This is a genomic window from Nitrosomonas sp., assembly GCA_031316255.1.
Taxonomy (GTDB): Bacteria; Pseudomonadota; Gammaproteobacteria; order Burkholderiales; family Nitrosomonadaceae; genus Nitrosomonas.
On sequence record JALDQW010000001.1, the window covers coordinates 2,437,243 to 2,457,385 of the forward strand.

The 20,143-nt window shown below is 49.8% G+C and carries 13 protein-coding genes; 12 read left to right on the forward strand and 1 reads right to left on the reverse strand.

Translation table 11 applies throughout. The features are described 5' to 3' along the window. Positions 1–25: 25 nt before the first annotated feature. Genes MRK00_10785 through MRK00_10800 form a run of 4 tightly spaced genes read left to right on the forward strand, consistent with a single transcriptional unit; the run spans position 26 to position 4,800 of the window. Positions 26–3,145 carry a CusA/CzcA family heavy metal efflux RND transporter gene (locus MRK00_10785; protein ID MDR4517856.1) on the forward strand — a complete coding sequence of 1,040 codons (3,120 nt, stop codon included), beginning with the start codon at positions 26–28 and terminating at the stop codon, positions 3,143–3,145. A 16-nt stretch (positions 3,146–3,161) separates the two neighbouring features. After that, complete coding sequence (locus MRK00_10790; GenBank protein ID MDR4517857.1) at positions 3,162–3,833, forward strand: thiol:disulfide interchange protein DsbA/DsbL; 672 nt, start codon at positions 3,162–3,164, stop codon at positions 3,831–3,833. 23 nt (positions 3,834–3,856) lie between these two features. Beyond that, entirely contained in the window at positions 3,857–4,330 is a 474-nt protein-coding gene (locus tag MRK00_10795) for a hypothetical protein (GenBank protein MDR4517858.1), read from the forward strand. Positions 4,331–4,335: 5 nt separating this feature from the next. Further along, a complete protein-coding gene (locus MRK00_10800; protein ID MDR4517859.1) occupies positions 4,336–4,800 on the forward strand; it encodes a c-type cytochrome in 465 nt (154 codons plus the stop codon). Positions 4,801–4,811: 11 nt separating this feature from the next. Here the strand turns inward: MRK00_10800 and MRK00_10805 are convergent, their stop codons facing one another. Then, positions 4,812–7,202, reverse strand: a complete 2,391-nt coding sequence (locus tag MRK00_10805; protein MDR4517860.1) for a penicillin acylase family protein — start codon at positions 7,200–7,202, stop codon at positions 4,812–4,814. Positions 7,203–7,766: 564 nt separating this feature from the next. On the opposite strand from MRK00_10805, the gene MRK00_10810 reads away from it, so the two are divergent. The 8 genes from MRK00_10810 to MRK00_10845 all read left to right on the forward strand — a co-directional run bounded on the left by MRK00_10810 (position 7,767) and on the right by MRK00_10845 (position 20,109). Further along, positions 7,767–8,249 (forward strand): prepilin-type N-terminal cleavage/methylation domain-containing protein, encoded by a 483-nt coding sequence (locus tag MRK00_10810; protein MDR4517861.1) that lies wholly within the window; start codon positions 7,767–7,769, stop codon positions 8,247–8,249. Positions 8,250–8,257: 8 nt separating this feature from the next. Further along, entirely contained in the window at positions 8,258–11,161 is a 2,904-nt protein-coding gene (locus tag MRK00_10815) for an EAL domain-containing protein (GenBank protein MDR4517862.1), read from the forward strand. 184 nt (positions 11,162–11,345) lie between these two features. Then, a complete protein-coding gene (locus MRK00_10820) occupies positions 11,346–12,845 on the forward strand; it encodes a bifunctional metallophosphatase/5'-nucleotidase (protein MDR4517863.1) in 1,500 nt (499 codons plus the stop codon). 194 nt (positions 12,846–13,039) lie between these two features. Then, the gene (locus MRK00_10825; GenBank protein ID MDR4517864.1) at positions 13,040–13,234 is read left to right on the forward strand and encodes a type II toxin-antitoxin system VapB family antitoxin; all 195 of its coding nucleotides are present in this window, start codon (positions 13,040–13,042) and stop codon (positions 13,232–13,234) included. Then, entirely contained in the window at positions 13,234–13,617 is a 384-nt protein-coding gene (locus MRK00_10830; GenBank protein MDR4517865.1) for a PIN domain-containing protein, read from the forward strand. The genes MRK00_10825 and MRK00_10830 overlap by 1 nt, the downstream gene beginning before the upstream one ends. A gap of 244 nt (positions 13,618–13,861) precedes the next feature. Then, entirely contained in the window at positions 13,862–14,458 is a 597-nt protein-coding gene (locus MRK00_10835) for a LemA family protein (GenBank protein MDR4517866.1), read from the forward strand. A 9-nt stretch (positions 14,459–14,467) separates the two neighbouring features. Then, positions 14,468–16,369, forward strand: coding sequence for a M48 family metallopeptidase (locus MRK00_10840; protein ID MDR4517867.1), 1,902 nt, complete (start codon positions 14,468–14,470; stop codon positions 16,367–16,369). A gap of 95 nt (positions 16,370–16,464) precedes the next feature. Then, a complete protein-coding gene (locus MRK00_10845; GenBank protein MDR4517868.1) occupies positions 16,465–20,109 on the forward strand; it encodes a hydantoinase B/oxoprolinase family protein in 3,645 nt (1,214 codons plus the stop codon). The last annotated feature ends 34 nt before the right edge of the window (positions 20,110–20,143 follow it).

Consider the following 20,143-nt stretch of genomic DNA (forward strand, 5'->3'; position numbering starts at 1 on the left):
ACTTCAAATTAAAGGGGTATTTTCATTGATTGTCCGTATCATACGGTGGTCGATATGTAACCGGTTGTTAATCCTTATGGCCGGAATGCTCATTGCGATTTGGGGTGTCTGGTCGGTCAGAACACTACCTGTCGATGCAATTCCTGATCTGTCTGATGTGCAGGTCATTATAAAAACCAGTTATTCGGGGCAGTCGCCGCAAGTGGTGGAGGATCAGGTGACTTATCCGATCGCCACATCCATGCTGTCTGTGCCGGGTGCTGTTGCGGTACGCGGATTTTCATTTTATGGCGACTCCTATATTTATGTTATTTTCGCTGACAATACAGATATTTATTGGGCACGTTCTCGGGTACTGGAATATCTGAGTCAGATTAATGATCTGCTGCCAAGCGGCGTGACGCCGAAATTAGGGCCTGATGCCACTGGTGTGGGCTGGGTCTATCAATATGCACTGGTTGATCGTACGGGTAATCATGACCTGGCGGAATTACGCAGTTTGCAGGATTGGTTCCTTAAATATGAATTGCAATCCGTTCCCGGCGTATCCGAGGTAGCAACTGTCGGTGGCATGGTCAAACAGTATCAAGTGGTGATTGATCCTGATAAGTTGCGTGGCTACTACTTGACATTGGGAAACGTTCGGCAGGCGATAGCCGAATCCAACCAGGAAACCGGTGGGTCGGTGCTTGAACTGGCCGAAGCCGAATACATGGTGCGCTTCAAAGGATATGTCGATGGCGTTGAAGATATCGGTCAGACCAGCGTACCGACGTTACGTCGCAGAGTCTCCATTTCGTCAGTGCAGCTCAATGATATCGTGCAGACAATTCGCATCGGACCATCTCAGCGGCGCGGCGTAGCGGATCTTAATGGCGAAGGTGAGGCAGTTGGCGGTATTGTCGTGATGCGAAGCGGTGAGAATGCGCTGGAGGTCATCGGTGCCGTCAAGAATAAGCTGCAACAGCTCAAGCTAAGTTTGCCGGAAGGTGTTGAACTGATCGAAGTATATGACCGTTCGGAACTGATCAACAGCGCAATCGATACGCTGACTGACCGGCTGATCGAGGAATTTATCGTTATCGTGCTGGTTTGCGCCTTGTTCCTGATGCATTTTCGTTCGTCACTGGTGGTGTTGATCAGTTTACCGGTGGGTATTCTGACGGCTTTCATCATTATGCACATGCAAGGCATCAATGCGAATATCATGTCTCTGGGCGGAGTGGCAATCGCCATCGGCGCCATGGTGGATGCCACCATCGTGATGATCGAGAACGTGCATAAACACTTGCAGTGCACTGTCAGTAACGGTAAAGATCGAATTCAGGCGATTCAAGAAGCTGCAGAGGAAGTCGGCGCGCCGCTGTTTTTCTCGCTGTTGATTATCACGTTGAGTTTTCTGCCGGTTTTTGCGCTTGAGGCACAAGAAGCACGCCTGTTTGAGCCGCTGGCCTATACCAAAACCTATGCAATGGCAGCAGCTGCCGGAATTTCCATTACATTGGTGCCGGCTTTGATGGTTTATTTCATTCGCGGCACCATCAGACGGGAAGAAGATAATCCGCTTAATCGCAAACTCATTGCTGTATATCAGCCAGTCGTTAAAGCCGCGCTGAGAAAACCGTACGCCTTGATTGCCGTTTCGGTATTGCTGATTGGCTCGATCATGTGGCCTTTGTCACAGCTCGGCAAGGAGTTTATGCCTACTATGAATGAAAACGATTTGCTGTATATGCCGACCACATTGCCGGGGATATCCATAGGCAAAGCACGGGAATTGTTACAGCAGACCAATCGCATGATTATGACCGTGCCCGAAGTCAAGCAGGTGTTTGGCAAAGCGGGAAGAGCGGATACGGCGACCGATCCGGCGCCGTTATCGATGTTTGAAAGTGTAATCCAACTGAAACCGGAATCGGAATGGCGCAAAGGAATGACGTTCGATAAAATCGTACAGGAACTCGATCAAAGTGTGCAAGTGCCCGGATTGCAGAATGCTTGGCTAATGCCGATACGCACGCGCATCGACATGCAGTCTACCGGTATCAACACGCCGATCGGCCTTAAGGTTTCTGGTCCCGATCTGGCCGGAATCCAGGCGCTAGGTGCACAGATTGAAGCGATACTGAGAGCCCTGCCAGAGACCAGAACAGTATTCTCCGACCGTTCAACCGGTGCACGCTATATCAACGTGGATATCGACAGGCGCGCTGCGACCCATTATGGCATCAGTATTGCTGAAATCGAGGAATCCGCGAACATCGCCATGGGAGGTATGGACATCACCTACGCGGTTGAAGGACGTGAGCGTTATCCCGTTAACCTGCGTTATCCGCAGGAATGGCGTAACTCGATCACCAAGATCAAGGAGCTGCCATTAGTGATTAACGAAGACGTCCAGGTGCAGTTGCAGGATCTGGCAGAGATCACTGTCGTAGATGGACCACCGGCAATCAAAAGCGAGAATGCGCGCATGAATGCCTGGGTTTATGTGACGATAAATAACCAGGATATCGGTGGCTATGTTGAGCGGGCGCGTAAACGATTACAACAAGAACTTGATTTGCCGGTCGGTTATACAGTTGACTGGGTCGGGCAATATCAGTTTCTGGAAAATGCAACTGAAAGACTCAAAGTGATTGTGCCGGTAACGCTATTGATTATCTTGATTCTGTTATATTTTGCTTTTCAAAGTTTCACAGAAGCAATTCTGGTATTGCTTACGCTGCCGTTTGCTTTGATCGGTAGTTTCTGGTTGTTATGGTTGCTGGACTATAACCTGTCGGTTGCGGTTGCAGTCGGATTAATTGCGCTGGCCGGTGTCGCTGCAGAGTTTGGTGTTGTCATGATTATTTATTTACGTGAAGCGGTGAAACGCCGGCAACCAAAGAATACGGCCGAGTTAATTTCGGCAGTCATTGAAGGTGCGGCATTGCGGGTACGCCCGAAAGTCATGACAGTTGCCGTGATTATTATCGGTTTGTTACCCATTATGTTGGGGAGTGGTACAGGATCAGAAGTAATGCAACGCATTGCTGCGCCAATTGTAGGGGGCATGATTACCGCACCGTTGGTGTCGATGCTGTTGATACCTGTTTTGTTTTATATGTGGCAGAAAAATAAAATGATCTTGAGAAAGGATTAACGAGGAGACTATCTAGATGATAAAGAAAATATTGATTATTGGATTGTTCGTTCTGGCAGGTTGGCATACCGCATTACATGCGGAAAAACAGACCGGAAATAACCGGCCGTTTGCCGAAGGACTGGAGTATCAGCGTATCGTTCCACCTGTTGCGATCCAGAGTGAACACCTTGCCAGTGATCATGTGGAAGTGGTTGTCATGTTTTTATACGCATGCCCGCATTGTAATGCGCTGGATGTGAAACTAACCGATTGGGCTCAAAAGAAAGGCGATCGTATCGTTTTGAAGCGGATACCTGCTATAGTCGGTGCGCCGTGGGCGGACCAGGCACGGGCTTTTTATACGGCAGAAAAGCTGGGTATTCTGGAAAAAGCACATGTGGCGTTATTTAAGTCTATCCATATTGACGGCGATCAATACGCAGATGACCAATCGGTCATGGATTTTTTTGTCAAGCAGGGCGTTAAGCCGGAAGAGTTTATGGCTGCATTCCGGTCACCGGAGGTTGACGAAAAGGTCAGTCACGCCCGGGTGATGACTGTTGAATATGGTATACGCGGTGTGCCGGCAATTATTGTAAATGGCAAATACCTTACCGCACAATATTTTACAGGTACACAAGAGAAACTCATTGATGTGCTTGACATGCTGGTCGAAAAAGAATTGAACACAAATCAGAAATCATAACAATCGAGTGGAGGAGTTAGATCATGTTGAATGTTGATGATGTTAAATCAATCAAGCCCCGTTTGTTCGCTATAGTAATGGCTGCCATGCTTACAATCGGTGTTTCGGCAAATACCCAAGCGGATGTGCCATTTCCTGGAAAATTACCCGTAGAAGTTGTCAGTGTTGAGGCAGCCAATATTATTCACATCAACGTGGAAACATGGCCTGGATTTCGGCGTAATATTCGCATATTTTTGCCTGATTTGGTTTTGCCTGGTCAGGGTCCGAACCCGAAAGAATGCGAAGCTGAATTGGCGCATCTGGCTTACGAATTTACAGTTAATTTTCTTGAAAATGCTGAAGATATTAGAGTGCTTGACATGTGGATGGAAAACAGTGCGAGCACTGATGCCATTTCTTCCATTTATACCAAAAACGGTACCTTGGATAATGCATTAAGACGCGAGCGTTTGGCCAGGCCATCGGACCTTGCTCAGAATCAGCCCTGGTGCTAAAAATCATGATGAAGAATGTATGTTGCAAATGTCCAAATGGCTGGTGGTATGGGCTATTGCTGCTGTTGATTATGCAAACAGGCTATCTGGCCGCTGAAGAGAACAAGACCGTTCGAACCGTGGAGGATACAGCGGTTGTCGGTACGATCGGTTATGCGCAAGAGCGTTTTAAACCTGCGCCGGTCTATAACGGCCCAACACGGTCAGGCAAGGAAGTGTATGAATACAGTTGCGCAACCTGTCATGACCGTACTACCCAGGGTGCGCCGTTGCCCGATGATGATGTTGAGTGGGGCATGCGTGCGCGTAAAGGTATCGACGTGTTACTGAAACATGTCAAGGAAGGCTATAAAGACCTAATGCCGGAAATGGGTGGATGCCGCAATTGTACCGATGAAGAATTGCTGGCCAGTATTCTCTATATTATGGAAACCAGCGGCATAATAATCCCAGAAATGCGTGAGGATTAATCCCTGCATACTTATGGCACCAGCGTCAATCTTTTGTCAACTTTACCCGGTAAAAAGGGTGTCGGTCTGCCCGACACCCAGTTAGCATGGCCACTGCCGTAATACGGTGAGAGTGGATGCCCACTCTGACCGCCCGGCATATCAAAATAGCCATCCTCTTCTTTTCCCGGAGCCACGACAGAGCGTTGTGAAGCACCAAAATTCGGTGTTTGAATGCGCGGCATATGCACATCGCCGGGTAGCGGGTCGGCTGGCATATCCAGATAGTTGGCAATCCATTTTGGCATACGCTGACTCAGTGGATGCCGGATATGCGCCGCATTGTCTTCGCCCCATGTGCGGACAGTGATATCACCGGGTTGATTTTGCAACGTTGCAATGGTCTGGCGAATACAGTGCAAGAGAAAATCGTCCCAGCTCTCGTGGTTTGCGGGCAACAGATGCAAAGGCTGCTTTTCAATGAGTTGCCATGCCGCATGTTCGATCTGACTCAAACGCGGCAGTTCGAATGATGGATGACGCTGCTTGATCTCGGCAGTCAATGCAATCAACAGCGATTGAATGACTTCCTGCCGGAAACCGCGTACAACCCGGTATGCCACCGAATCAGCCGCTGCGTGGCCGTCCCAGTTTTCCAGAACCTGTTCCAGGTGTTTAACGGTGTCAGTTTTTTCTGCCCGACTTAGATTGTTGGACAATAATGCATGCCAGCGCGTAAAGAACACAGCACGGTGATCGAGTTGAATTGAGAATAAATTGTCAACGGTAAATTGTTCCAGCGTATATAGATTGTCGCGTATCTGTTTGGATCGTGCACCAAGATCGTAGCCGCCGTCGCCAATTGTTTTTACACTTTCCGCGTCAACGATGCGTGCGTTCGCAGTCCACAAACGTCCGTTCTCTGGATTGCGGATCAACGGGTAGTCGGCAGGGTCCAGCCAGCCTTGCCATCCGGTATCGGGTGTGGTCCAGTCTGACGGTAATCTTGGATCGAAATTGTTCGACCGCACCGGGATGCGCCCGGCAATCGTCCAGAGTATATTGCCCTGTTTGTCGCCGACGACAAAGTTTTGCGCTGGAATACCGGTTTGCTGTGCAATTATAGCCGCTTCATCAACTGTCTGCGCATGTTCGAGTTCGACCAGGTTCAGATTGATGCCGCCAGGCCGAAATGCCGTCCACACCATGGCCAACGGCACACCGTCATGATCGTGCGCGACAATTGGTCCCCATTCGGTCTCGTGCACAGTTATCTGTTGAGCGGGTGCATTGCGGATCTGAATAGTTTCCTGGAAGCTTTGAATGGATTGCCAGCCTGACGTGCCAAGATAGCGTGTTTGATCGTCAGAGTCGAGTGTAATACGTACCCAGTCGATAAAATCGCCGTAACTGTTGGTAAAACTCCAGGCAATATGGCGGTTTGATCCGATAACAATGGCGGGTACGCCAGGCAGGGTGATGCCGGTGATATCGGTTTTATGCGCCGGATCTGGGTTGATTTCATTTTCGGTGATCAGCCGCGTACGGAACCATAGATTCGGTACGCGCAATATCAAGTGCATGTCGTTGGCGACCAGGGCTGCGCCATTTGTTGCCGCAGCCAAGGCGCCTGAAACTGCGAAACTGTTACTTCCCGGCATCGATTCATCGAAGTCGAACTGGTGTGCAAACAGCGAAGCATCCCGCTTGCGCAGATCGAATTCATTGACTGTGGGTAGTGGCGGCCATTCAAGCGGTTCGCCGATGAGAGGGTCATCCCATGTCCCGCCACTGGCCGTTAAAAATTTAAACAAAGCATCCGGCAGTTCGGCATGTAAAAATGACAATCCCAGTTCGCGTTTGCCGCTATGTTCGTTGAGTGTGATAAACATCGAAAAAATTACCAGCAGGGTATCTTCCTCCAGCCATTCAACAGGCTGGGCGCGGGTGAGCAGATAAGGGTAGGGGCGAACTGTTAATGCATCAAGTCCTGCATTGACACCGGTACGATAAGCCGCGAGCAGTTGCCGCTGATTATCCGGCAGTTGTTGAACGATTTCCCGGGCACGGGTGCGCATACGGTATTTGCGGACTTCCATATCCAGCGCCAACGCGCCTTCACCGAAGATTTCGGCCAGTTCGCCCGCTGCCTGGCGGCGCATTAAATCCATTTCAAAAAAACGTTCCTGCGCATGGACAAAACCGAGTGCTTTGCTGACATCCATCCGGTTCTGTCCTGTAATCGTCACGCTGCCGAGCGCATCGCGCGATACGCTAACGGGTGCGACAAGGCCTGATAAGCGCGCCTCGCCGTCATATTGTGGCAGACTGGCGAGCAATAGCATCGACAAAAGAATAACAAGCAACAGACTCGCGCAAAACAATACAAAAACTGATCGTCGCAAAAATTTAATAAAGGGCATCTCTAAAAATCCATATTTCGTCACAATACGTCGTTGTTTACAAAAAATGTTTCCTTACATATTAATTATATGCTGCGTCAATATTTTTTGCTGTCAACAAGAAATGGCCTCGTTTCGTTTAAAACTCTGAATTTTTAGAGGTGTCCTAAGTTTAACCATTGTCAATGAATATCAGTGTTGCTCAGTATGGATTAGGCGTCAACTTTGCCGAAAAGTTGTCGTGCCGCTTGTTTCGGCGCATTTTATCCGCATTGAAATGTTGGTCGAATTTCATGTCAGAAAACAGAATAGTGTATGGAAATTTGAGCGTTAATCTGTATCGTGCCCTTTTACCGTAATTTTGTGGTTGAGGTTCTTAATAACATTAAAAAACAGGTTGTTTTTGCCGAAATAGTAACCAGGATTTTGCTTTATTCTAAGGCAGGGTGAAGATATTTAAAATACTATGGAATTTCGTTTTTTTTTCGATCAACAATACCGTTCAAAAACCGTTCAACAAGGTTCCCAGTAGCTGAAAACCAGACTGTTGCAGATCACAAATAAATGCGCGCGATAAGTTAACCAATGGAAAACAGTTCTGGTTGCATAAAAAAACTGCAACGTGCATTCACATTAATCGAGCTCATGGTCGTCGTAGCCATTATCGGTGTTCTGGCCACGATCTCCATGCCGATGTACAGCGACTATATTGATCGCGCCCGGGCGGCGCAGGCAATCCAGGATATTGGTGCGATTTCAAAACAGATTACAGTCTATTCGTATTTCAATGGAGGACGATATCCCGGTTCGTTGGCCGAAATTGGTTTGGGCGGGATGCTCGATCCCTGGGGTAATCCTTACCAATATTTGAATTTGTCCGATCCGAACTTGAAAGGTAAAGGCAAGGCCCGTAAAGATCATAATCTGGTGCCGATTAATTCGGACTATGATCTTTTTAGTATGGGTAAAGACGGTGCAAGCGCGTCGCCGTTAACTGCAAATGCCAGTCGCGACGATATTGTACGTGCCAATAACGGCCGCTTTGTCGGCCGTGCTAAAGATTATTAGCATATCTCATGAAACCAGATAAGAAAATTCTTCACAGTAAGGTCGCTCGTAGAATGTTGTTGTTTTTTGTCCTGTCGACGTTCATACCGGTTTCTTTTCTGGCGTATCTGTCATATTCGGAATCCAATGACCTGTTGCTGCAAAAAGCGCATCACCAACTTGCCGCAGCCAGCGATAGTTACAATAAAGTGATTTACGAGCGCCTGGTACTAGCTGAACAGCAACTACATGCTGTGGGATTGCAGCTATCCAATCGATCTTTTTCCAAGGTGCATGACAGACAATTGGGGCAAAGCATCCGCAACCTCACGCTTTTTCTGCCAGAAGACAATGAAGGCAATTCAATAGCGCTGTTGGGTGAATTGCAGCAAATTAATCCGCTGAGTGCAGCAGAACTCAGGCATCTTGCCACCGGGTTGCCGCTATTAAAAACGCAGTTCAATGGCGTTGAGCGCAAGATATTAATTCTGGTTGCGTTGGCTGCTGCAGCGCCGCAACACGGTATCTTAATTGCGGATATCATGCCGGAATATCTCTGGGGGGATGAAGAATCCCTGCCGCTCCACCTGGGGCTTTGCGTTACGAACGAAAATTACAAAACATTGTTTTGCGCGCATCAGTCTGAACCAGTAGTGATCGAACAACCATTGGAACAGGCGGCGCAGCATGCAAAAGGCGGGTTTGACTGGAAACAGGGCGATGCACACTATATTGCCAATTATCATGAAATTTTTCTAGAACCGCATTTTCTAACGCCGCGCTGGCTGGTCGTTGCAATGCAGCCCGAAACAGATGCACTCGGCAGCCTGTCAAGATTTAATACCATACTCTGGGGCAGCGCGATTCTTTCAATACTGGTCATTTTATTATTCAGCATGATACAGATCAGGCGTGTTCTGGTGCCGCTGGAGAAACTGATTGATGGAACGCGCAGGCTTGGCAATCGTGATTTCGCCACCCAGGTGGATGTGATCAGTGCCGATGAATTTGGCGAACTGGCGACTTCTTTCAATAAAATGACCGCGCAATTGGGTGTGCAATTTAAAACAATGACCGCGTTGTCGCTGATTGATCGGGAAATACTGTCCGGGCTCGATATCGACAAAATTGTGCGGTATGTGCTGGCGCATTTACATGGCATGATCAGGGCGGATTTTTCTGCGGTTTCTGTATTTGATCAGGATGCGCCCGAGAAAGCAGCTATGTACCTGCTGGATGTGAGGCAGAAACGCATCTGCACGCTGTGCGATATTTCAAGCCATATGCATCAATTGTTGCAGGTCGGTTCCAAAGGTGTCTGGATTGACCGTCAGGCTATCGGCAAGCTCGATCTGAACCAGAAAATCGAGCCCGTTTTGAAGCGTCTGAACCGCTTGTTTATTTTACCGCTGAGCTGGAAAGCTCAAATGGTCGGTTATATTTCACTGGGATTCAAAGTTCCCGTCAACTGGAGCCGGGAGGATACACAGCGCATCCATGATTTTGCCGACAGAGTGGCCGTTGCGCTGTTCACCAAAAACCGGGAAGAATTATTGTTGCGGCAAGCGCGTATCGATGCATTGACGGAATTACCGAACCGTTTCCTTTTTATGGAGCAGCTGCACAAAGAAATCGCACAGAATCAGCGTAGCGAACGCAGGCTGGCTGTACTGTATATCGATTTGGACCGGTTTAAAATGGTCAATGACAGCTACGGGCATTCGGTTGGCGATGAACTGCTACGTGAAGCCGGAGAACGGTTGCACGGTTGCATTTATGAAGGCGACACGGTGGCGCGGTTCGGAGGAGACGAATTTGCCATTATCATCAGCGAACTGGATTCGGAGCAGTCCGCGCAGTCTGTCGCCGAGAAAATCATTGCCGTTCTGGGCAAACCGTTTATTTTCAACAACGAAAAAAATGTACTCGCCGCCAGTATCGGTATCGCTATTTATCCGCAGGATGGCGAGTCGATTGCCGACCTGATGCGTAACGCCGATATCGCCATGTATCGCGCCAAGGAAAAAGGCGGCAATCAGTATATTTTCTTTGAAGAAAGCATGAATGTGGAAGTTAACAAACGTGCTGCCATCGAACGTGAATTGCGCAATGCTATTGTCGAGGGCCAATTCGTTTTGTATTACCAGCCGCAGGTTGAGCCAAAATCCGGATTGGTGCAGGGTGTTGAAACACTGGTGCGCTGGAATCATCCGGAAATGGGATTTGTGTCTCCGGGTGATTTCATTCCGGTTGCTGAAAATACAGGATTAATCGTCGATATCGGGCGTATCATATTGAGCGATGCCTGCACGCAATTTCGTCAATGGCTGAATGCGGGAGTTCAACTGGACTATATCGCGGTGAATGTTTCGGTTAAACAATTCCGGCAATCCGATTTTTTCCAGATGGTTGAACATGTGCTTGCGGTGAATGCGATTCCGCCCCATTGCCTGGAACTTGAAATAACCGAAAGCGTCCTGATGGAAGATACCGAAGTCGTGGTGGCAATGCTTCAAAGGCTCAAGAATCTCGGTGTGCAGTTGTCCATAGACGATTTCGGCACGGGTTATTCATCGATGTCCTATCTGGAACAATTGCCGTTTGATACCATAAAAATCGATATGTCTTTTGTACGTAAAATTCAGGAAAACGGTGAGGGTGGCGCCATCGCTGCGACCATTGCTGCCATGGCGCATGCACTCAATAAAAAGATTGTTGCTGAGGGTGTCGAGATACAGGCGCAGCTCGAATTTCTGTCCAAATGTGATTGTGAGCTGATTCAAGGCTATTATTACAGCCGTCCGTTACCGGCTGATGAACTGGCAGCCTTTGTCAAAAACAATCACGCAACGGCCAAGGATACTTTTTCCCAACAGCAATCATTGCGTGCAATCCCTACAGCCGCGCATTCAGACATGCACGTTCAATGCTGATGCCAGTATATTCTTCGCATCTTGCGGCAGCATTGGAACTATCCTTTTGCTGCCGTTGATTTTTCATTCTTGACAACTGCTGCGACGGTAAAAATAGCGCCTGGCATTTGCGGGCATTTTTTTTGAACGGCATGCTACACTCAAAAGGTTAAATTGAGAACTGCAGGAGCTTGCCGTGAAGAATATGAAATCATTCGTGTTGTCGGTTTGTTTTATTGTATTGTTGACAGCTTGCGCCACCGTTTCCGATCAGGCTGTGACGGAAGATGACAGAATTCATGTCACCATCCTGCATTTTAATGACATTTACGAAATCACGCCGGTCAGCGGCGGCAGGGAAGGCGGTATTGCGCGGGTGGCAACGTTACGCAATCAGTTGCTGGTACGCAATCCGAATACCATCACTTTGCTGGGCGGCGATTTGTTCAGTCCGTCCGCAATCGGCACCGCCGAATATCAGGGCGACCGGCTGGCCGGGCGGCAAATGGTCGATGTGTTGAACCATTTCGGGTTGGACTACGCCACATTTGGTAATCATGAATTTGATTTGAAAGAAAACCAGTTCCGCCAGCGCATGCAGGAAGCCCGATTTACCTGGGTGTCGAGCAATGTGTTCGATATCAATGGCCAGTCGTATGACGGCGTGCGGCAAAATCTCGTTGTTCCTTTTACAAATCCCAAGAACGGCAAAACGTTCAAAATCGGCCTGTTCGGCCTGACGTTGTCAGCAAACAAAGCGGCCTATGTGCGTTATACCGACCCGTTGGCGGTGGCGGGCCAGCAGGTTGCGCAATTGTCCGGGCAGGCTGATTTTATTGTCGCGTTGACGCATCAATCGATCGCCGATGACGTTGCACTGGTGCAGCAAAACCCGCAGGTCGGGCTGGTGCTTGGCGGGCACGAACATATCAACTATCAGCGTTGGCGTGGCAGCCGTTTTGCGCCGATCTTGAAAGGCGACGCCAATGTGCGTTCGGTGTATGTCGTCGATCTGTATTTCGACCCGGCAACCGGTCAGACCGAAGTCAAACCCCGGTTTGTGCCGATTGATGAGCGGCTCGAAGAAGATCCTGCGGTAAAAACCGTCGTCGACCAGTGGGTGGCGATTGCATTTGACGCTTTTCGGCAACAGGGCTTTGAACCGGAAAAGGTGGTAACCACGATCACCGAGCCGCTCGATGGCCTCGAATCCAGCGTGCGCAGCTCACAGACCAACCTGACCCGGCTGATCGCCGACAGCATGATGACGGCTTATCCCGATGCCGATTTGTCGCTTTATAACAGCGGCGCCATTCGTATCGACGATACCCTGCCGCCGGGAAAAATTACCGTCTACGATATTATCCGTATCTTGCCGTTCGGCGGCCAAGTACAACTGGCGACAATCAAAGGCAGCCTGTTGACCAGAGTCCTCGATCAGGGGTTGGCAAACAAGGATTCCGGCGGTTTCCTGCAATCGGCCAATACACAACGGCAAAACGGCGTCTGGCTGGTCAACGGCAAGCTGATAGACGCTTCCAAAACCTACCGGCTGGCAATAAACGATTTTCTGGCGTCCGGCCGGGAACGTGGACTGGATGACCTGAAACCCGGCAACCCGGATTTCACGATTATTCAATCGGGGGAAGGGCAAGCGTATGACATGCGGCAGTTGTTGATTGATGCGTTGGCGGGTTCAAAATGATGGTTGACTGGTGATAGATGAGTTTGGTGGATGGCGTTTCACTTATCTACAACCTGCAATCAATCCATGTTTTACAATTTGCAAAAATATGGGTTGAAATTTAGGTCAACCACCCATCAATCATTTAATGCACGAAGGATTGAAACTATATGCATAGTTAGCTAATATGTTATGCATTATTCAGGGGTTAAAATATGCGTACTACAATTGATTTGCCAGAGGATTTATTGGACGAGGCAATGAAGTTGACACAAACGCGCACTAAAACGGGTGTTATTGTGTTGGCGCTGGAAGAATTGATTCAAAAATCAAAGATTAGGAATCTCAAGCGGTATAAAGGAAAAATTGATCTGGATATTGATCTCGATACCTTGCGGAATCGTGGTTAATGCAGGTTCTGGTTGATACGTCAATATGGATTGATTATTTCCGCAGTGGCGAGCATTCTGCACCACTGGATAATCTGATTGATGAAAATCTGCTTGTTATTAATGACATTATCCTGGCTGAACTCGTTCCTTATTTGAGGATCAAGAAGCAAATCGCTGTTATTCAATTACTCCATGAAATTAAACAGATTCCATTGACTATCGATTGGGAAGAAATCATTGAGTATCAGGTGAAGTGTCTGAAGGCTGGTGCAAATGGCGTGGGGATTCCTGATTTGATCATCGCCCAGAATGCAACGGACAATGATTGCTTGGTTTATTCATTGGATAAGCATTTCAGTTTGTTAAGCCGGGTAATGAAACTCGGCCTTTATCAGAAATAAGTCAGCGCTGATTGGGCCGGGGTTATGGAAAAACCCCATAACCCCATAACCCCATAACCCCATAACCCCATAACCCCATAACCCGACTCGGTTGGTTATTTCCGTACTTTCATTTCAAAGCATTCAATTCCCAGTGATGCGTTGATTTTTATGGTTTATTCACGCTTTACAATAGGCAGGGCAGCCTTCATCATATTGGGATTGTTTTACCTGATAACGCTTGATCTTCAAATGGGAGTAAATGATGGAAATAACGACGATTGTGATACTGGTTGTGTTGGCGATGATGTTTTTTTATGTTATCGCGATTTTCAATAATCTGGTGACCAAGCGTAATCGCTACAAAAACGCGTTCGCCCAGATTGAAGTCCAGTTGAAGCGCCGTTATGATTTGATTCCCAATCTGATTGAAACCGCCAAAGGCTACCTGAAGCATGAACGGGAAACGCTGGAAGCGGTGATTGCCGCGCGTAATGTGGCTGCCAATAATCTGGCGGCGGCGGCTTCGGATCCGACCAATGCCCGGGCGATGCGCGAACTGATCGGCGCCGAAGGTCAACTGGCTGGTGCAATGGGTAAATTCAACGTGGTGCTGGAGGCTTATCCCGAACTTAAGGCCAATCAGAACATGATGCAGTTGAGCGAAGAACTCGTCAGCACGGAAAACAAGGTGTCGTTTGCCCGTCAGGCGTTTAACGATCAGGTGATGGACTATAACACGTACAAGCAGTCTTTCCCGCCGGTGGTTTTTGCCGGTATGTTCGGTCATCGCGCGGATGCGTCATTGCTGGAATTTGAGGACAGCGCCCAGATTCAGGTTGCGCCCAAAGTTTCCTTCTGATATCAGGTCATGAATTTCTTTGAATTGCAGGCGCGTGCGCGGCAGAGCACGACCCGTCTAGTGGTATTGTTCATGCTGGCGGTGTTTACGCTGATTATCCTGACCAACCTGCTGGTGATGTTTGTGTTTGGTTTTTTCAATCTTCAGTTCCTGACGCTGGAATCATTTTTTCAGCAATTTGACTGGAACCTGTTTTTGAAGGTTGGCGTGGGCGTCATCGCGATTGTTATATTTGGCAGTTTATACAAAATAAACAGTCTCGGCGGCAGCGGTGAAAAAATCGCTGAAATGATGGGGGCGGAACTGATTGTCAACGGCAGCGGGGACGTGTACAAACAGCGCGTGCTGAATGTGGTGGAAGAAATGGCTATTGCATCCGGCACGCCGGTGCCGCTGGTTTATCTGTTGCATGAAGACGGTATTAATGCATTTGCCGCCGGAGACTCGCCCAGTAACGCCGTCATTGGCGTCACCCGTGGCGCCATTGAGAAATTAAACCGGGATGAGTTGCAAGGCGTGATTGCGCATGAGTTCAGTCATATTTTAAATGGCGATATGAATTTGAATCTCCAGTTGATCGGCATTTTGCACGGCATTATGGTGCTCGGTCTGATTGGTGAATATTTGTTGCGTTCAGACGGACGCTCCAGAAATTCCAGAAATGTCGGCGGCGCTGTAATGCTGGGCCTGGGACTAATGGCGATTGGCTATGGCGGCACATTATTTGGCAATCTGATCAAAGCCTCGGTTAACCGCCAGCGCGAATACCTGGCAGACGCTTCGGCGGTGCAGTTTACCCGTAATCCGGGCGGCATAGCCGGTGCGCTCAAGCGTATCGGCAGCGATGCCGCCGGTTCCACATTGTTAAACCCGAATGGCGCGGAAATCAGCCATGCGCTTTTTGGCGACGGTATCAGGCATACAGTAACCAGCCTGCTTGCCACCCATCCGCCACTGGAGCAACGCATTCGTCAGATTGAACCCAATTGGAACGGGAAGTTTGATGTCCCTGCTATTGAGGAATCCCAACTGAGTGAAGACTTTTCAAGTCATGATTCACAGCCCAAAGCAGCAGGGTTAATGGCCGGTGCTGCAGCAATGATGGCAGGCGGCGCATTCGTAAACCGTATCGGCCAGTTAAACGATGCACAAATCAACTACGCGCACCTGGTGCTCAACGAACTGCCTGCCGAAATCAAGCAGGCCGCGCATGATCCATTTGCCGCGCGGGCCTTGATTTACTTTATGGTGTTGGATAATGCGCCGGCCATGCGTCAGCAGCAGTTACAGCATCTGGAAACAGCGGCGGACGATGGCGTGTATGCAGAAACTGTTAAGCTGGTTAAGCAGTTTGCCAAACTGGAACTGGCGCATCGATTGCCGGTACTGGACATTGCGCTGTCGACGTTGCGTCAGTTGTCAAAGCGGCAGTATCTGCTGTTCAAAGAGAATCTCAATGTGCTGGTGAAAATGGATAACAGAATTCATCTGTTTGAATGGACAGTGCAGCAGATTATATTTCACCACCTGGATATTGCATTTGAGGAAAAAAAGCAACAAACGGGGCAATTGATGCTGGCGCAGACACGGCAGGCCTGTGCCGTGGTTTTGTCTTTATTGGTCCATGCCGGGAAACCGCAAAGTGTGAGCAAGGAGCATGCTTTTTCTGCAGCCAGGGAAAAACTGGATGGTCTGGATATTGCATTGTTACCCACTAACGTATTGAAACTGGAACATGTCAGTACTGCACTGGATCAATTGGCCCGGTTGGCTCCACTTAAAAAACCGTTGTTGCTGAAGGCTTTTGCGCAGGCGATTGTGGCGGATCAGCAGGTGTCCGCCGCCGAGGCCGAACTGTTTCGTGCAATTGCCGATTTGATTGATTGTCCCATGCCGCCGCTGGTTGTTTGACAGGATTCGTTACGTTGAAAATCCGTTGAGTGGGTCAGTGGTGTATCATTTGGCAATTTGACCACCAAAGTAACATCCACCGTGATTTGAATGCCATGCATGAACCACAACCCGATGCCGCAAACAGTAAACAATGGCAATTCTGGATCGACCGCGGCGGAACGTTTACCGATATTGTTGCGCGTTCTTCAGATGGCGGTCTGGTTACCCGCAAGCTGCTGTCGGAAAACCCCGAACACTACCCTGACGCAGCTCTGGAAGGTATACGTCGGATCTTGGGTGTTGAGTCAAATACAGGGATACCGGCGCATTGCATTGATCATGTCAAAATGGGTACGACTATTGCCACCAACGCTTTACTCGAACGCAAGGGCGAGCGGGTTGTGCTGGTGATTACCCAAGGGTTTGCCGATGCACTGCGCATCGGCTACCAGAACCGTCCGCGGTTGTTTGATCTGGAAATTCAATTGCCGGAAATGCTGTACGAAACGGTGATTGAGGCAAAGGAGCGGGTGGGTGCGGATGGCGAAGTGATCGAGAAACTCGACGAAACGGCATTGGCTGCCGAATTAAGCCGCGTCTATCAGCATGGCACTCGGGCGGTGGCAATTGTGTTCATGCATGGTTACCGTTTTCATGCGCATGAGTTAGCCGCAGCACGGGTCGCCGGGAAAATCGGTTTTAAGCAGATTTCCGTCAGTCATCAGGTGAGTCCGCTCATCAAGCTCGTTTCACGTGGCGATACCACGGTAATGGATGCTTATCTGTCACCGATATTAAGGCGTTATATCGATCAAATTGCCGCAGTACTGGGTGATACGCAGTTGCTGTTTATGCAATCGAGTGGCGGTCTCACACAGGCCGACCGGTTTCAGGGCAAGGACAGTATGCTATCCGGTCCGGCGGGCGGTGTGGTCGGCATGGCGCGCACGGCAGTGCAGGCGGGTTTTGACAAGGTTATCGGTTTTGACATGGGTGGCACGTCGACCGATGTCAGTCATTATGACGGTGACTTTGAACGTATTTACGATGGTCATGTGGCTGGTGTTCGCATTCGTGCGCCGATGATGGCGATTCATACCGTTGCTGCGGGTGGCGGTTCGATTCTTCATTTTGACGGCAGCCGCTTTCGTGTCGGGCCCGACAGTGCGGGTGCGAACCCGGGCCCGGCCTGCTACCGGCGTGGCGGGCCGCTGACAGTGACTGACTGCAATGTCATGCTCGGCAAAATTCAGCCGGGTTTCTTTCCGCAGATTTTCGGACCGCAAGCCAACGCGCCGTTGGATGCCGCGATGGTCAAAGAACAGTTTTCACGTCTGGCTGGCGAAGTGTCCGCGGCCAGCGGAAGAAACTATACGCCCGAACAGGTGGCCGAGGGTTTTCTGCATATCGCGGTGGAGAACATGGCCAATGCAATCAAAAAAATCTCGGTCGAGAAAGGTCATGACATTACCCGCTACGTGCTTAACGGCTTTGGCGGCGCAGCGGGACAGCACGTTTGTCTGGTCGCCGATGCGCTGGGCATGGAATCGATCATAATTCATCCGCTGGCGGGGGTATTGTCGGCGTATGGTATGGGGCTTGCTGATATTTCCGCCATTCAAACTGCTACGGTTGAAGCGCCGCTCGATTTGCAGACACTGCAAAGAGTTAATCAGAAACTGGACAAAATGGCGCAGGTTGCACAACAGAAAGTTGCCAGCCAGGGTATTGCATCGGATCAGATTACACTCGTCAAAACAATCGATTTGCGTTATCCGGGTACCGTTACTGCGTTGACAGTGACGCTTGCGCCACTCGAGCAATTGCAAACGGATTTCTCTGAATTGCATCAGCGCCAGTTTGGTTATGTTCAGCCGGATGGCGCTCTGGTGATTGCCTCGGTATCGGTGGAAGCCGTCGGCAAGACCGGCGGTACTGTTGCAGGCATCGTTAATCTGGGCAGCATCGAAACCATACGGCACGAAAAACTGCGGGCGGTCGCTATAGTCCCCATGACCAGCGGCGGGAAACAACATGCCGCACCGGTTTATGCGAGCAATCAGTTGCATGCGGGTGACCGTATTCAAGGCCCGGCGATTATCAGCAACGCCAACGCCACGATTGTTGTTGAACCGGGCTGGCAGGCGTATTGTCAGTCCAACGGCGAGTTGCTGCTCACGCGCCATCAACTCCGGCCAAAACGTGAAAGCATCGGTACAAACGCCGATCCGGTGATGCTCGAAGTATTCAATAATCTGTTTATGTCTATCGCCGAGCAGATGGGCGCGACCCTGGCCAATACGGCTTCGTCGGTCAATATCAAGGAACGGCTTGATTTTTCGTGCGCCGTGTTTGACCGTTACGGCAATCTGGTTGCCAACGCACCGCATATGCCGGTGCATCTGGGCAGTATGGGGGAGAGCGTCAAGGCCGTCATTGAAGGCCATGCTGACATGAAACCGGGCAGTGTATACGCGATTAATGCCCCGTATAACGGCGGCACGCATTTGCCGGATGTGACTGTGGTCACGCCGGTATTCGATGATCAACGCGGCCAGATCATTTTTTATATCGCTTCGCGTGGTCATCATGCCGATCTCGGCGGTATGACACCGGGTTCCATGCCACCCAACAGCACTACAGTGGAGGAAGAAGGCATCCTGTTTGACAATATCCGGATTGTGCACAACTACACACTGCTGGATGAAGAAATTCGTCAATTATTGATGCGTGGTCCGTACCCGGCGCGCAATCCCGACCAGAATATCGCCGATCTCGGCGCGCAGATTGCCGCCAATGAAAAAGGGGTACAGGAACTCAGGCGCATGGTCGATCACTTCGGCTTGAACGTGGTCGAAGCCTATATGCAGCATGTGCAGGACAACGCCGAGGAAACCGTGCGCCGCGTGCTCGATGTATTGTCCGACGGTGAGTTTGCCTATGAAATGGACGATGGCGCTATTATTCGGGTTGCGATTCGTATCGACAAACAGGCGCGCAAAGCTGTGGTCGACTTTACCGGGACTTCCGATCAGCGCCCCAATAATTTCAACGCGCCGCTGCCCGTTTGCCGGGCAGCCGTATTATATGTATTCCGCACACTGGTCAAAGACGACATCCCGCTCAACGCAGGTTGTTTGAAGCCAATCGAAATCATTGTGCCCGAGGGTAGCATGCTCAATCCCCGGTATCCGGCAGCCGTAGTCGCCGGTAATGTGGAAACCAGCCAGTGTGTGACAGATGCCTTATATGGTGCGCTGGGTGTGATGGCTGCCGCGCAGGGCACGATGAACAACTTCACCTTTGGCAACGATACATATCAATACTACGAAACAATTTGTGGCGGCGCCGGCGCAGGGCTCGATTTCGACGGCCAGAGTGCAGTGCACACCCATATGACCAACTCGCGTCTAACTGATCCCGAAGTGCTCGAATCGCGTTATCCCGTCCGGCTGGAAAACTTTTCGATTCGCAGAAACTCCGGCGGCAGAGGAGAACATAACGGCGGCGACGGCGTCATCCGCCGAATTCGTTTTAATGCGGCCATGCATGCTGCAATTCTGTCCAACCATCGGCGTATTGCACCGTTTGGGTTGAATGGCGGTGAACCGGGGCAGTTGGGGCGAAATACTGTTGTGCGGAAAACCGACGAAGTTGAAAAATTGAGCGCTACGGCCAGCGTGCAACTTGAAACAGGCGATGCAATGGTGATTGAAACGCCTGGGGGTGGTGGGTACGGACGTGGCCGTTCGCTTTGACTGGGATGAATGCGGGCTCTAACAGGTATAAAGC